The organism is Vibrio methylphosphonaticus (assembly GCF_023634655.1).
GTDB classification, from domain to species: Bacteria; Pseudomonadota; Gammaproteobacteria; order Enterobacterales; family Vibrionaceae; genus Vibrio; species Vibrio methylphosphonaticus.
On the sequence record NZ_JAMKMS010000013.1, the window covers coordinates 130,503 to 145,324 of the forward strand.

The window sequence follows — 14,822 nt, forward strand, 5'->3', positions numbered from 1 at the left end:
AACCCATGCAAGCCTACACTTTAATAGCCTCGTATAATTTGATTAGGCGGTTAGGATAATTGGTAAACAACACCATTGCCCAAAACGTAAAAAAGCCCCTAGTAAAATACTAGAGGCTATCGTTCTTCTGTTATTACTATTACTATTATTATTATTATTATTGTTAGAACTTTATCATCGCGGTGATTAGCTTAGCGCTCTTCGCTATTACGTTTATGCTTTGGTACATAATTTAAAATCGAAATAGGCACAGGTTTACGAGGCTCAAAACCTTCAATCTCCACACGTTCAAGTAAGTGCCCTAAGCGGCTTTCAATCATGCATAAATTCTTAAAGTTATCTCTCGATACCAGTGACAATGCTTCACCTGCCGCTTCTGCTCGCCCTGTACGACCGATACGATGAACGTATTCATCTGCAGGGAACGGCAAATCGTAATTGATAACAATCGGTAGGTTTTCAATATCAATGCCACGCGCGGCCACCCCTGTCGACACCAAGTATTGAATATTCCCAGCCTTAAAGTCTTCAATCAATTGCTGGCGTACTTTTTGGTTACGACCGCTATGAAACGCTTCCGCTTGAATGCCGCGCTTTTCAAGTTGACTCACTAGTTTTGCAGCACCGTGCTTCGTCTCGATAAAAATCAGCGCCTGCGACCATGAGTTTTCAGTTAATAAATGGCTTAACAATGATGACTTAATATCTTTATCAACCGTCACTATCCATTGCTTAATATTTCCTTTAGAGGCACTGTGCTTAGCAATACTGATCTCTGAAGGGTTATCAATTGCGCTGCGAGCCAACTCTCGAACTGGATTGGATAGCGTGGCGGAAAACAGCAGTGTTTGTGCGTCTTCTGGTACGCGAGCAATAATCTTGTTAATCGCCTCAATGAAGCCCATATCAAGCATTTTGTCAGCTTCATCCAATACCAAGCATTCTACTTCATCAAAGTGAATCGCATGTTGGCCATAAAGGTCTAACAATCTACCCGGTGTGGCCACCACAATATCAATACCATCAATGAGGGCTTGTTTCTGGGGTGCGTAATCAACACCACCGTACATCGCCATGGACTTAAGTGATAACTCTTGGCCATACGTTTCAATACTCTGATGAACTTGCTGCGCTAATTCTCGTGTCGGAGTCAAAATAAGCGCTCTTGCCCGCTTCTTACGCTGAGTTTCCGCTCGACTTAATTTTTCTAGAATAGGTAATACAAAACTCGCTGTTTTACCTGTACCCGTTTGCGCCGCAGCAAGAAGATTGTCACCGTTTAAAATCAGCGGAATCGCTTTATTCTGAATCGTCGTTGGCTTGTCGTAACCCACTTTTTCAATCGCATTCAGTAATGGGGTACTGAGCCCAAGTTTAGTAAACGGCATAAAAGAATCTCTCACATTGTCGATGACGCGCTAATAATAACGCGTGATGAATGACGCGTAATAAGGTGATGATAGTGTAGCAGATACGATATACATCGCAGAAAAAGCAAAACCCCTGATAACTCAAGGAGCTATCAGGGGTCTCTTAATAAATGGCACGCCCTGCAGGATTCGAACCTGCGACCACATCCTTAGAAGGGACGTGCTCTATCCAGCTGAGCTAAGGGCGCGCTACAGGGAAAGGATTATACGAGATGAACTCGGTAAATCAATGGGTTTCTTACTCTTTGTGATTCAAATGCCCAAAAAAAACACAATCTATCAGTCAATGGTGATATTTCAAACTAGGCAAACGTTTGCTTTCTGGCTTTTGAAATACTTTTCTGGGACAATACACACAAAAATAACAGCCAATTAACTTTCTCAAGGAAAATTATGACTGCTCAAAACATCGATGGGAAACTTATTTCTCAAACTGTCCGCTCTGAAGTCGCTGCTCGAGTAAAAGCACGTACCGATGCAGGCCTTAGGGCGCCGGGCTTAGCGGTTGTTCTGGTAGGAGAAGATCCTGCCTCACAAGTTTACGTCGGAAGTAAGCGCAGAGCATGTGAAGAAGTGGGATTTGTTTCTAAATCTTATGATCTGCCTGCAACCGCAAACCAAGATGAGCTATTAAGCCTTGTAGATACACTTAATCACGATCCAGAAGTGGATGGTATTTTGGTGCAATTGCCACTCCCTGCTGGCATTGACGACACGCTTATTCTTGAACGCATCATCCCAGAGAAAGACGTTGATGGTTTCCACCCCTACAATGTAGGCCGACTCGCCCAACGTATGCCTAAGCTACGCTCTTGTACACCAAAAGGTATTATCACCCTATTGGATCGCTATAACATCCAAATGCGTGGCAAACATGCTGTCGTCGTTGGCGCGTCTAATATCGTCGGCCGCCCTATGACACTTGAGCTTCTACTCGCGGGTTGCACCACAACGACCTGCCATCGGTTCACCAAAGATCTAGAAGGTCATGTTCGTCAAGCCGATATCGTCGTCGTTGCCGTTGGTAAACCTAACTTCATTCCGGGTAACTGGATCAAGAAAGGGGCTGTTGTGGTCGATGTGGGTATCAACCGAATGGACGATGGAAAATTAGTTGGCGATGTGGAATATGATGTTGCCAAAAACAACGCAAGCTTTATCACCCCCGTACCTGGTGGTGTTGGCCCGATGACTGTAGCAAGCTTGATTGAAAACACCATGATTGCCTGCGAACAGTTTCATACCGCTAAAAAGTAACCTGCGACTTTTCACCTCTTCGAACACGCTAACACCTCAATTTGAGTCATCAAGTTGAGGTGTTTTTTCTTTTAACACATATAAATCAATACAATAGTTATCCCTGACTCTCATTTTTCCCCAATATACATTTTGACAATTGGCATTTTGCACTTAGGTCACGGTTTTTCGTCCTTTCCTCAGATAGAACTAGGCGAAGTGAAAATAATAATGAATTATGAGGATAGACACTATGTACAAAAAGAATGCCACCATTACTGCTGAAAGCGGCCTTCACACACGTCCTGCTGCCCTGTTTGTTAAAGAGGCAAAGAAATATTCTGAAGACGTAGAAATCACCTCCCACGGCAAAACTGCTACCGCTAAAAACCTCTTCAAGATCCAAACACTAAACTTAGTTAAAGGCACGGAAGTAACAGTGCAATCCTCCAATCGCCAAGCCGTTGATGAACTCACTCGCTTTTTGGAAGGTGTAACTGGCTAGGTAACGCATAAGGTCGTCGTTGATAGAAACCAGAATAGATAATATAAAGGCCTTAAGATAAAAATTCTTAAGGCCTTTTTGTATGGTTCTTGTGATTGATACAAAACTATCAATACAGATCTAACGCGTATTAATCCATTGCAATACGGTCAGCTAAATGACTCACAGCGAGTGCAAAATAATACGAGCGATTCCACTTCATTAGTACATTGTAATTGTTATAAACCAAGTACACGCGACCATTTTCGTCATCAGGCATAATTAACCAGGCTTTAATGTCTTCATCTAGCTGTGGCAGTGGACGGCCATCGTAACGAGTGACGCCAAGCTTACTCCACTCTTGAAGATACTTACCTTTTTCAGCCTCTCGCCCTTGTAGCTCGGGTGAAATGCCGTGAGGGACTTTAACTTGGCGTCCCCATGTATAACTGTCATCCCATCCCGACTGGGCAAGATAATTGGCAGTCGACGCAAAGACATCGGCTTCTGAGTTCCAAATATCCTTTTTACCATCACCGTTACCATCAGCAGCAAAATTAAGGAAAGAGCTAGGCATGAACTGACTTTGCCCCATCGCGCCTGCCCATGAGCCTTTCATTTTATCCGGAGCAATATGTCCTTGATCCAAAATAGTCAGCGCGGCGAGTGCTTCTTTACGGAAAAAGGCTTCGCGTCGCCCTTCGTAAGCCAAGGTCGACAACGCATCAATAACGCGATAGTTGCCCGTAAACGTACCAAAGTTGCTCTCTACGCCCCAAAGCGCGACGATAAAGCGAGATTGAACACCATATTCATCCGCGACCTGCTGAAGTTCAGCGTAATATTTTTGGTGCAATTCTTTGGCTTTTTTGACTTTCCAGTCTGGCACGGCTCGCGGTATGTATTCGTCTAGCGTTAGCTTTTTCTCTGGTTGATTTCGATCGGCCGTCACCGCTCTTGGCTTAAACTCAACGCCTTGAAATGCTTCTGTTAAGATCTGTTGCGAGATACCTAACGACTTTGCTTCTTGCTTTAAGCCTTCAACGTACTCTTCAAAGCTTCCTTTTTCTGATGCTAGTACGCTCGCTGATAAGCTAACGCCTAACACAACTGATAACATTCTTTTCAAAGTGCCCTCCCCAGAGCGTCTTCACCGATTTGTCTTTATTATTTTTTCTGCGCCTTTTTTTGCTCTTTATAAGTGTCGAGCAAATTCTCTTGCGGCGGTGGCAACTGTAAGAAAAAACCCTCATTTTGTAATGACTGTTTAACGATATCTACATCCACTTGGGCAAGCGTTCGGCCATCCAATTTTACTACCATAACTAACGTTGGTTTTCCGAACATTTCAAGTAAGGCGTCAGGAACCTGTGAAAAGTCATCTTTCGTAGTGATATAGAGGTAAGCCCCTTGCTTTTTTGCACTTTTATAAATTGAACAAAGCATTGATATGTCTCTTTTGTCACCGCTGTTTTTGTTGAAAAAAAGGCGATGCAGGTTGTTTAATCGAAAATGAGAGTAAATTATCTATTTGCGAGCAAGATAGCTTGCTGTCTTTAGTGTTGAAATATAACATGATTAGCCTAACCTAAAGCAATGTCATTGGCACAAGGATTTGATCATTAATGTCACCATCCCCTGATTTGAAAGGCAGTAGCTTCACCTTATCGGTGTTGCATCTTTCTGACAACGATGTGTCTAAAGCCGTTCACTTTTTACAAGAAAAAGTTAAACAAGCTCCGACTTTTTTTGCTGCGGCGCCCGTTGTCTTAAATATCAGCCAAGTCCACGACGATATCGCGTTTCTCGACCTAAAACTAGGCATCGAAGAAGCCGGAATGATCCCAGTCGGTGTGACGGGTTGCAAAGATAAACGTACCCAAAATCTAGCATCTGAGGCTGGATTTGCCATTATGACGGCAAGTAAAACGCCAGCTAAAGCGCCGGCAAAAATGGAGCCAACCAAAATAATTCGTACTCCCGTACGCTCAGGCCAACAAGTTTATGCCAAAAATGGCGACTTGGTGATTTTAAGCCACGTGAGTGCCGGTGCTGAAGTGATTGCTGACGGTACCATCCATATTCATGGCACACTCCGAGGGCGCGCGATTGCAGGCGCTAGCGGCTCCACTGAAGCAAAAATACTCTGCCACGATTTACAAGCTGAACTAGTATCCATTGCAGGTAACTACTGGCTTAGCGACCAGATTGAAAGCGAATACTGGGGAAAAAAAGTCATGTTTGGCATGACAGACGATAGCCTCAGATTTGACATTCTCACGATATAGAAATTAAGGAATAAGAATAATGGCCCGCATTATTGTTGTAACATCAGGAAAAGGTGGCGTAGGGAAAACAACCTCTAGCGCTGCTATCGCCTCTGGTCTTGCATTAAAAGGTAAGAAAACGGCAGTGATTGATTTTGATATTGGTTTGCGTAACCTCGATCTAATCATGGGCTGTGAGCGTCGCGTTGTTTATGACTTCGTTAATGTCATCAATGGTGAAGCGACGTTGAATCAAGCGCTGATCAAAGATAAGCGTACTGATAACCTCTTTATTCTTCCAGCTTCACAAACTCGCGATAAAGATGCACTAACACGTGATGGTGTGCGTCGCGTACTCGATGACCTTGATGAGATGGGCTTTGACTTTGTCATTTGTGACTCACCAGCGGGCATTGAGCAAGGGGCGTTAATGGCCCTGTACTTCGCAGATGAAGCCATTGTGACCACAAACCCAGAAGTATCTTCTGTGCGAGATTCAGACCGAATCCTTGGCATTCTCGACTCTAAATCCAGACGAGCAGAAGAAAGCTTAGAACCTGTCAAACAGCACCTACTGTTAACTCGTTACAACCCAACTCGCGTCAATCAAGGTGAAATGCTGTCGGTTGAAGATGTTGAAGAAATTTTGCACATTTCATTACTTGGCGTGATTCCAGAGAGTCAAGCGGTGTTGAACGCCTCAAACAAAGGTGTGCCGGTAATTTTCGACAATGAGTCAGACGCCGGATTGGCCTATAATGACACGGTTGAGCGCTTATTAGGAGAGCAGGTGGATTTCCGCTTCCTAACCGAGCAGAAGAAGGGTATTTTCAAACGTCTATTTGGGGGTTAATGCATGTCATTACTTGAATTTTTCCGCCCACAAAAGAAAAACTCGGCAAATCTTGCCAAAGAACGACTGCAAATCATTGTCGCAGAGCGCCGCAGTGAAGGGTCGCCATCGCCTTCTTACTTACCGCAGTTGAAAGAAGATATTCTGAAGGTCATTGCTAAATACGTGGACGTGGACCCATCAATGGTTGATCTTTCATTTGAGCATAAAGATGACGATATCTCTGTACTCGAACTGAATGTTCAATTGCCTGAGGATGAAAGGTAAGCACCCCCTTATTCTAAATAAGGTAGAGAGCTCATCTTTGAAAGCTAAGGCTCAATCACTTCTGATTGAGCCTTACAATAACTCCTGCTTTATAGATCAAGATCTTTATTATCAATGCTCACTGGTACAGGCTTGCTGATTAGATTGACCAACATAATCGAACGCGTATCGCCATCCTTCTCTTGAAAAATCGCATCAATACCTGAAAATTGACCCGCCGTCACTCGAACTTTTTGCCCGACATCAGGGAGTGCGCCTTCTTCCGCTTCAACATGCGAGTAAACCGCTTGCTGAAGCTCAAATACCAGATCCCCTTGAACCTCTGTTGGCTGGGCACCAAAACGAATAAAATCCACCACGCCTCGCGTTGAGCGTATCGTGGTAAAAGAGGGACCAGCTTCAAAATCAAACTGAATAAAAATGTACGAAGGAAACAACGGTTCTTTGACCTTTTGTCTTTTTCCTCGTCGGATTCTTTCCACTTCAACTTCAGGGTAATAGCATTGTAAGCCTTGATTTTCTAGGTGGAGTTTTGCTCTCACTTGCTCACCGCGCTTACAATACAGTAAATACCAACGTTTCATTGTGTTCACTTAGCCTTAATTTTTATAGTTCGCCTGCACTAACTGCCTTATATCGTACCACAAAGGCAACTTTTCCTAATAGGCAGTAGGGGGCTTCTTACAGTGCTTTATAGACAAAACAGTCACTTGCAACGCAATAAAAGTGAAATATTAGTTTCCAGCACGCTGTTTTCGTGCTCTTCCAGTTAAAAATTCTTACAATTTAAGCACTTAGTGAAAACATTCATATTGGCTATAAAACAACCCTATTGCAGTTATTAATTTTGTTATGTATATCTTGGTGCACATTATATTCTTTCATAACTAAAATTAGTAAAACTTATGACAGCACAACACAACATTTTAGGTCACCCTCGGGGGCTGTTTTTACTGTTTGGTACTGAGCTATGGGAACGTTTTTCCTATTATGCGATGCGTGCCATTTTGGTCCTTTTCCTGACTGACGCAACGATGAATGGCGGTATGGGTTGGTCCACTAAAGATGCTCTGGACTTATATGGCATCTATACTGGACTGGTTTATATTACCCCTCTCATCGGTGGTTGGATTGCTGACAACTACTTAGGTCAGCGTCGCTCGATCATCATCGGTGGTGTACTCATGGCTGCGGGACAATTTACCCTAGCTATGCCAGTCGGTGCGATTGGACTGCCAGCAGAACAAGCGTTCTACTTAGGGTTGGCTCTGTTGATTGCTGGTAATGGTATGTTCAAACCAAACATATCAACAATGGTGGGCGATCTTTATAAAGATGGTGACAACCGTCGTGATGGCGCATTTACCATTTTCTATATGGGCATTAACTTAGGCTCACTGTTAGCGGGCATCGCTTCTGGTTCAGTAACAGGCTCTTACGGATGGCGTGCTGGCTTCCTGATTGCCGGCATCGGCATGGTGATCAGTATTATTATGCAACTGACAATGTCTAAATCATGGTTAGGCGATATTGGTACGGTTCCTGCGGCCGCGCGAGCGAGAGCACTGAATAAAAACAAAACGAAAGCGCCGTTAACTCGCGAAGAGCTAGATCGCCTTAAAGTCATTCTTATCATGGGCTTGTTTGTTATTGTATTCTGGGCAGGTTTTGAACAAGCTGGTGGCTTGATGAACATCTACACGCAGCAATATACCGACCGAATGATTGGTAGTTTTGAAGTCCCTGCGGCTTGGTTCCAATCTCTTAACCCATTCTTTGTCATTACGCTTGCCCCCGTTCTAGCAGCGCTTTGGGTTAAACTGGGTAAACGTGAACCTAACTCTCCAGTTAAATTTGCTCTAGCACTTTTCTTCCTTGCACTGGGTTTCTTGTGCATGGTAGGTGCGGTAATGGAGCAAGGCGGTGACACCAACGTGAAAACGTCGATGCTATGGCTAGTGGGTGCGTTCTTCTTCCACACGTTGGGTGAACTGTGTATTTCTCCTATTGGTCTGTCACTGGTCACCAAGCTCGCTCCACTTCGTCTTGCTTCACTGATGATGGGTGCATGGTTTGGCTTCAACGCGATTGCAAACTACGTAGCAGGCTTGATTGGCTCACATGTTGGTGAGTTAGGCGCAATGTCTATCTTCGGTGGTATTGCAATCACTGCGGTTATTTCCGGCGTTATCTTGCTGCTGTGCGCAAACACACTGGTAAAATGGATGCACGGTGCAGAGCAACCTGCAGCATCAAACGCTCAAGAAGTCGAAGAGCAACAAGCTCAAATCGCCTAATTGATGCGAACAAAATAGAACTATAATAAAAAACGCCACCCTAGGTAGGGTGGCGTTTTTTATGCTTAACAGCCAATAATCTTGAATGACCCCGAAGCTTCAATACAGAAAGTCAAAGGCTCGTAAGTCGTAAGTTATCAGTTAGCTTGAGCTATAAGTTAGCCTGAGCTATAAACCTTTAGTTAGCTTGAGCTACAAGCTTGCTTGAACTAGGTCTACCATCATGTCGATATGAAGTTCTGAGTCGTTCAAACACTCGATATATTGATATGACTCACCACCGGCGTCGACAAAAATATCACGACACTCCACCGCGATCTCTTCTAACGTCTCTAAACAATCAACAGAGAAAGCGGGTGTAATCACGTTTAAACGCTTAATGCCTTGATTAGGCAATACTTCCAACGTCTTTGCTGTGTATGGCTGTAACCACTCTTCACGTCCAAAAATAGATTGGTAACTCATTCCTATCTGAGAATCGTCCAAGCCTAACTCTTGCGCCAACAACGTCGTCGTTTGTTCACAATGCTGAGGGTATACATCACCATTATCAGCATAGCGTTTTGGGATACCATGGTAAGAGCAAAGCAGATAGTCTTGCCCATGTTTGTCCCAGTGTGCACGCACTTTTTGTGCGAGCGCTTTGATGTAAAGCGGATGCTGATAATAATCTCGAATAAAGTCGACACTCGGTATTGTTGGAAATGACTTACACGCTTTTGCTAATCCATCAAAAACAGCTGCGCTGGTTGTGCCGGAATATTGTGGGTACAAAGGCAATACAATCACTTTCTCTACGCCTTGCTCTAGCAAAGAGGACACCCCCTGCTTAAGCGATGGGTTACCATAAGTCATTCCTAGCTCTACTGGTACATTTAGACGCTCCTGAAGCGCTTTTACTTGCCTTACTGAGTGCACCATTAAAGGCGAGCCTTCATCCATCCACACTGACTGGTAGAGCTTTGCCACTTTTGGCGAGCGAATTGGCAAAATCACACCATGCAAAATGGGGCACCACAGCCAACGAGTCATATCTACGACTCTATGATCATGTAAAAACTCACCTAAGAATGCGCGCACTGCTTTTGGTGTCGGCGCATCTGGAGTGCCTAGGTTAACCAAGAGTACTCCTGTTTTTGGTGCCATGCTCATAGACTTCCTTTTGATTTATTCAATTAACGACCGTGATTATACCCATTGAATCTAGGATTGGATCAATAAAAAAAACGACCCTAAAGGGTCGTTTTTTAACAAGATTCACGAATCAGCAATTAAGACAGTGCTTTTTCGATATCGGCGCTTACCGCGTCAACTTGCTTAGTACCATCAAACTTAAGGTATTGAGTGTTGCCTGCTTCAGCTTCTTTACCGTAGTAAGCAATCAATGGCGAAGTTTGATCATGGTAAACACCTAGACGAGCACGTACTGTCTCTTCTTTGTCGTCATCACGAACCACTAGGTCTTCACCAGTAATATCATCTTTACCTTCCACTTTAGGTGGGTTGTAAGTCACGTGGTAAGTACGACCTGACGCTAGATGCGCACGACGACCCGCCATGCGATCAACAATCACGCTATCCGCTACGTCAAATTCAATCACGTAATCAACGTTAACGCCCATTTCTTTTAGGCCGTCAGCTTGAGGAATAGTGCGAGGGAAACCATCTAGCAAGAAACCTTTCTCACAATCGTCTTGAGCAATACGCTCTTTAATAAGACCTAAGATGATTTCATCTGAAACAAGTTGACCTGCATCGATAACCGCTTTCGCTTTCTTACCAAGCTCAGTGCCTGCTTTGATCGCTGCACGAAGCATATCACCAGTAGAAATTTGAGGAATCCCGTATTTTTCCATGATGAATTGAGCTTGTGTGCCTTTACCAGCACCTGGAGCACCTAGAAGAATGATGCGCATGTTGTTTCCTCTTATAAATAAAAAGACTTTATACCGAAGCTCACAATCAAAGCATGGCTTTGAATAGCGTATCGACGATAAGTTTCGGTATAAAAGTGATATGTATGATTATTCAAGCGTCGCATTCTAGCATAGAAAATTCTTGCTTGGAGTGAAATACGACTAAAGAATACCCGCAGAAAAGATAAAGTTACCTAAAAACGAGATCCTTACTACGAAAAAACAATGAGCTCAGCACGCTGAGCCCATTGATTTCAATAAACGTGACTACTTCACATTAGACAAAAGTCGGTTAACGGCACCTAGGAACTGCGAAGGATCCGTCATAGAACCACGTTCGGCAAGCATGGCCTGTCCAAGTAGGACTTCTACCCAGCCACCAAACGCTTCTTCATCAGCTTCATCAGCCATGCGCTTAACCAATTCATGCTCAGGGTTAATTTCAAAGATGTATTTCACCTCTGGCACTTCCTGACCCGCCGCTTCTAGCAGCTTGGCCATTTGTGTACCCATTTCGAAATCATCTGTCACCACGACCGCTGGGGTGGTGGCAAGCTTAAAGGTAGTACGTACCTCTTTCACTCGATCGCCCAAGTAGGCTTGAGTGCGCTCAACCACTGACTTAAACTCTTCTTCTGTTTCTTTGTGCTTCTCTTTCTCAGCTTCGTCTTCAAATTTGCTCAGATCAAGACCAGACTTTGTGATCGACTGGAACTGTTTGCCGTCAAAGTCGGTCAAGTAGTTCATTAGCCATTCGTCAATGCGATCAAACATCAGAACCACTTCGATGCCTTTCGCTTTGAATTGCTCCAAGTGAGGGCTGTTCTTCGCTGCAGCATAACTATCTGCTGTCAGGTAATAAATCTTATCCTGACCTTCTTTCATGCGCTCGATGTAAGATGCTAAACCAACCGTTTGTTCAGCTGAATCCACCTCTGTTGAGGCAAAACGCAACAGACCCGCCACTTTTTCTTTGTTGGCCATGTCTTCTGCTGGGCCTTCTTTTAGAACAAGACCAAATTCTTTCCAAAACGACTGGTATTTTTCTTCGTCATTTTTCGCTAGACGCTCTAGCATGGTTAATACACGTTTCGTACAAGCATTACGCAGTGATTGCGTCACTTTATTATCTTGTAAGATTTCACGAGATACGTTGAGCGGTAAATCGTTTGAATCAATCAAGCCACGAATAAAGCGCAAGTAAGATGGCATGAACTGCTCAGCGTCATCCATGATAAACACGCGCTGAACATAAAGTTTCAAACCACTTTTATGGTCACGGTTCATCATATCAAACGGTGCTTTAGCTGGGATATATAGCAAGCTCGTGTAGTCGTTTTTACCTTCAACTTTGTTGTGACTCCATTGAAGTGGATCAGCAAAATCATGAGAAACGTGCTTGTAGAATTCTTGATACTCTTCGTCGCTAATGTCCGACTTATTACGAGTCCACAACGCTTGCGCCTTGTTGATTTGCTCCCATTTAGTTTCGCCCGTTTCTTTCCCTTCCTCGTCGCGCTCTGCCGTTTGGATGGAAACCGGGATACCAATGTGATCAGAATACTTGCTGATAATTTCTTTTAAACGCCACTCTGAAAGGAACTCTTTTCCTTCTTCACGCATGTGGAGAACGATGTCGGTGCCACGCGTTTCTTTGGTGATATCTTCAATTGAGTACTCACCTTCACCCGCAGAGTGCCATTGCACGCCCTGCTCCGCAGATGCACCAGCCGCACGAGTGCGAACCGTCACCGCGTCAGCAACGATAAACGCCGAATAAAACCCCACACCAAACTGACCGATAAGCTGCGAATCTTTACCTTGCTCTTCAGAAAGTTTAGAGAAGAACTCTTTTGTGCCCGATTTTGCGATCGTTCCCAAGTGCTCAATCACGTCATCGCGTGACATGCCTACGCCGTTATCAGAAACCGTTAAAGTATTGTGTTCTTCGCTAAACGACAATTTAACGCCAAGGTCAGCATCACCTTGATACAAATCACCGTTAGAAAGTGCTTGGAAACGCAGTTTATCTGCGGCATCGGATGCATTCGAGATCAATTCTCTAAGAAAAATTTCTTTATTGGAATACAGAGAGTGAATCATTAAATGAAGTAGTTGCTTTACTTCGGATTGAAAGCCACGAGTTTCTTTATTGGTTGTTTCGGTTGCGCTCATGTTATCTCCATCACACTTTTCGTATCAAGTATCGACATTTATTTGCACTCGATACACTTAAGATTGTTCTGATACAGAAATGAGGCTGAAGATTGTAAATTCAAGGTCAAAAAACATAAAAATGCTGTTTTTTTGATTTGTTTTTATTATCCTTGTGCCCCTGACTATAAAAAAATCCTAAATTACTATAATTGGCACTGCACGACATTCAGCGCCTAACTATTATTATCCATCGCTCCGCGACAATTATAAAGAAGAATGCAATGAGTAACATAGGCACTAAATTCATACTCGGCCAAAGATATATCTTTGATCCAAATAACAATTCCTTGGTCGACCAAACCAACAATGATGAAGTAGTACGTCTTGGTAGTAACGAAAGTCGCATTTTGCTTCTGCTTGCAGAGCGCCCTAATGAAGTCGTCACTCGTCATGATTTACACGAATACGTTTGGCGAGATCAAGGCTTTGAGGTTGATGACTCTAGCCTCACTCAGGCGATTTCAACGCTCAGAAAAATGCTTAAGGACCCAACAAAATCACCGTTATTTGTTAAAACGGTGCCGAAACGTGGTTATCAACTGATTTCAACCGTAGAGCGAACTGCGCCTTCAAGCTCTATTGACCTTAATAATGTCAATGAAGCGCCGGTGGCTGAATTGCCTAACGACCAGGTAGATGTTCAAGCCACAACCGCAACAACACCTGATGTTCCTGTGAGCAAAGCACCAGCAGAAAAAACGCCACCTGCAGTATGGGGAATGGTTGTTGCAGCCTTATTACTACCAATCTTAGTATTGATTGGCACAAACCCTGCTGAATCGAGTTTTAGAGAGCTTGCGATTGTTGATGAAGTAAGAATTGTCACACCCGAAAGTCACCCCGATGTTTCCACTTGGCAGCCTAAAATTGAACAGTGTGTTCAAAAATACATTGAATCACACGAGCTTGAAAAGAAACCCGAGCAAGTCATTGTTACTGGCGATCAAAGCGATCAAATTGCACTCAACTTCATCCATACGGTGGAGCATTCTGGAGAGAACGTTACAATGAGAATCTTCACCGAGCAATCCGACCTCAGTAAAGTGTGCCAGTAGAAGGATAATATGATGAAAATGAAATACGCATCCATTCTGCTTGCAGCCTCCACTGCATTAAGTGCTTGGCTTTATTGGGGCAGCGACTTAAAGCTCGAGCAAGTGCTCACCTCTAATGAATGGCAAAGTAACATGGTCGCTATTCTTGCATCCAGAAATGCTCCGGACACCGATATTGGTCCTTTGAGCCGTCTCGAAATGTCCGCGAACGTGAAGTACCTTCCTGAAGGCACATATATTCGTGAATCTTCTATGCGTTTATTCGGCAAAGATCCGAGTTCACATACATTACTAAAAATTTCAGAAACCGGAAGCTGGACGATTAGCGACAACTATTTGCTCATTTCGCCTCGTGCGTTTAAAGATACTGCAACTGCGCAGTCTGATGAATTTACCCACGAGCAATTGGCAATGATTAAACAATTCTTAAAAATGGAAGCGCAGCAAAGCCGTCGCATTGATATTGTTAATGGTAAAACACTGTTACTGACTAGCCTGAATCAAGGCTCATCAGTGTTGTTTTCAAACTAATATCTTAACCGACATCGCTTTGGCATAAAAAAGGAGACCCTATGTGGCCTCCTTTTTTTGTTCGCGGACGAAACAGATAAATGCGAGCTTCCAAGACTACTATCATCCATTCCTGATCATTGCATTACCCCTAACTGTTATAAATTTAGCGCATAAAAAAACCAGAGCGTAGACTCTGGTTTTTTATCTTCAGTGCCAACGTTGGCACTGAGCGTTTCATATTTTAGACTTATCCAAGTAGGCTCATTGCCGCTTGCGGCGCTTGTTTT

At 43.7% G+C, this 14,822-nt stretch carries 15 protein-coding genes and 1 tRNA gene; 8 read left to right on the forward strand and 8 right to left on the reverse strand.

Features of this window, described 5'->3' with window-relative positions; genetic code table 11:
• Positions 1-191 precede the first annotated feature (191 nt).
• Entirely contained in the window at positions 192-1,388 is a 1,197-nt protein-coding gene (locus M9196_RS15860; RefSeq protein WP_250618498.1) for a DEAD/DEAH box helicase, read from the reverse strand.
• 153 nt (positions 1,389-1,541) lie between these two features.
• Positions 1,542-1,618: transfer RNA gene (locus M9196_RS15865), tRNA-Arg, on the reverse strand.
• A gap of 205 nt (positions 1,619-1,823) precedes the next feature.
• On the opposite strand from M9196_RS15865, the gene folD reads away from it, so the two are divergent.
• Both folD and M9196_RS15875 read left to right on the forward strand, forming a co-directional pair.
• Positions 1,824-2,687, forward strand: a complete 864-nt coding sequence (gene folD, locus M9196_RS15870; protein WP_250618499.1) for a bifunctional methylenetetrahydrofolate dehydrogenase/methenyltetrahydrofolate cyclohydrolase FolD — start codon at positions 1,824-1,826, stop codon at positions 2,685-2,687.
• 232 nt (positions 2,688-2,919) lie between these two features.
• Complete coding sequence (locus M9196_RS15875) at positions 2,920-3,171, forward strand: HPr family phosphocarrier protein (RefSeq protein WP_250618500.1); 252 nt, start codon at positions 2,920-2,922, stop codon at positions 3,169-3,171.
• Between the two features lie 130 nt (positions 3,172-3,301).
• Here M9196_RS15875 and M9196_RS15880 read toward each other — a convergent pair whose 3' ends face one another.
• Together M9196_RS15880 and M9196_RS15885 are read right to left on the reverse strand one after the other, a co-directional pair.
• Positions 3,302-4,279 (reverse strand): lytic murein transglycosylase, encoded by a 978-nt coding sequence (locus M9196_RS15880; RefSeq protein ID WP_250618501.1) that lies wholly within the window; start codon positions 4,277-4,279, stop codon positions 3,302-3,304.
• Positions 4,280-4,317: 38 nt separating this feature from the next.
• Complete coding sequence (locus tag M9196_RS15885) at positions 4,318-4,596, reverse strand: YcgL domain-containing protein (protein WP_250618502.1); 279 nt, start codon at positions 4,594-4,596, stop codon at positions 4,318-4,320.
• A gap of 179 nt (positions 4,597-4,775) precedes the next feature.
• Here M9196_RS15885 and minC point away from each other — a divergent pair, with 179 nt between their 5' ends.
• From minC to minE, 3 genes are read left to right on the forward strand one after another with little or no spacing between them, the layout of a single operon-like run.
• On the forward strand, positions 4,776-5,438 hold the full coding sequence (gene minC / locus M9196_RS15890) for a septum site-determining protein MinC (protein WP_250618503.1): 663 nt from the start codon (positions 4,776-4,778) through the stop codon (positions 5,436-5,438).
• Between the two features lie 19 nt (positions 5,439-5,457).
• On the forward strand, positions 5,458-6,270 hold the full coding sequence (gene minD, locus M9196_RS15895; RefSeq protein WP_102470797.1) for a septum site-determining protein MinD: 813 nt from the start codon (positions 5,458-5,460) through the stop codon (positions 6,268-6,270).
• A gap of 3 nt (positions 6,271-6,273) precedes the next feature.
• On the forward strand, positions 6,274-6,537 hold the full coding sequence (gene minE, locus M9196_RS15900; protein ID WP_250618504.1) for a cell division topological specificity factor MinE: 264 nt from the start codon (positions 6,274-6,276) through the stop codon (positions 6,535-6,537).
• An 89-nt stretch (positions 6,538-6,626) separates the two neighbouring features.
• Here the strand turns inward: minE and rfaH are convergent, their stop codons facing one another.
• Positions 6,627-7,121: a transcription/translation regulatory transformer protein RfaH gene (rfaH, locus tag M9196_RS15905; protein ID WP_250618505.1), complete on the reverse strand. Its 495-nt coding sequence runs from the start codon at positions 7,119-7,121 to the stop codon at positions 6,627-6,629.
• A gap of 321 nt (positions 7,122-7,442) precedes the next feature.
• Between rfaH and M9196_RS15910 the strand changes: the two genes are divergently transcribed.
• Positions 7,443-8,834, forward strand: coding sequence for a peptide MFS transporter (locus M9196_RS15910; protein ID WP_250618506.1), 1,392 nt, complete (start codon positions 7,443-7,445; stop codon positions 8,832-8,834).
• Between the two features lie 192 nt (positions 8,835-9,026).
• Here M9196_RS15910 and hemH read toward each other — a convergent pair whose 3' ends face one another.
• The 3 genes from hemH to htpG form a co-directional block, all read right to left on the reverse strand.
• Complete coding sequence (hemH, locus tag M9196_RS15915; protein WP_250618507.1) at positions 9,027-9,986, reverse strand: ferrochelatase; 960 nt, start codon at positions 9,984-9,986, stop codon at positions 9,027-9,029.
• A gap of 119 nt (positions 9,987-10,105) precedes the next feature.
• A complete protein-coding gene (gene adk, locus M9196_RS15920) occupies positions 10,106-10,750 on the reverse strand; it encodes an adenylate kinase (protein WP_250618508.1) in 645 nt (214 codons plus the stop codon).
• 267 nt (positions 10,751-11,017) lie between these two features.
• Positions 11,018-12,925, reverse strand: coding sequence for a molecular chaperone HtpG (gene htpG / locus M9196_RS15925; RefSeq protein WP_250618509.1), 1,908 nt, complete (start codon positions 12,923-12,925; stop codon positions 11,018-11,020).
• A 263-nt stretch (positions 12,926-13,188) separates the two neighbouring features.
• On the opposite strand from htpG, the gene M9196_RS15930 reads away from it, so the two are divergent.
• Both M9196_RS15930 and M9196_RS15935 read left to right on the forward strand, forming a co-directional pair.
• On the forward strand, positions 13,189-14,022 hold the full coding sequence (locus M9196_RS15930) for a winged helix-turn-helix domain-containing protein (protein ID WP_250618510.1): 834 nt from the start codon (positions 13,189-13,191) through the stop codon (positions 14,020-14,022).
• Between the two features lie 12 nt (positions 14,023-14,034).
• On the forward strand, positions 14,035-14,553 hold the full coding sequence (locus tag M9196_RS15935; protein ID WP_250618514.1) for a regulatory protein ToxS: 519 nt from the start codon (positions 14,035-14,037) through the stop codon (positions 14,551-14,553).
• Positions 14,554-14,822 lie beyond the last annotated feature (269 nt).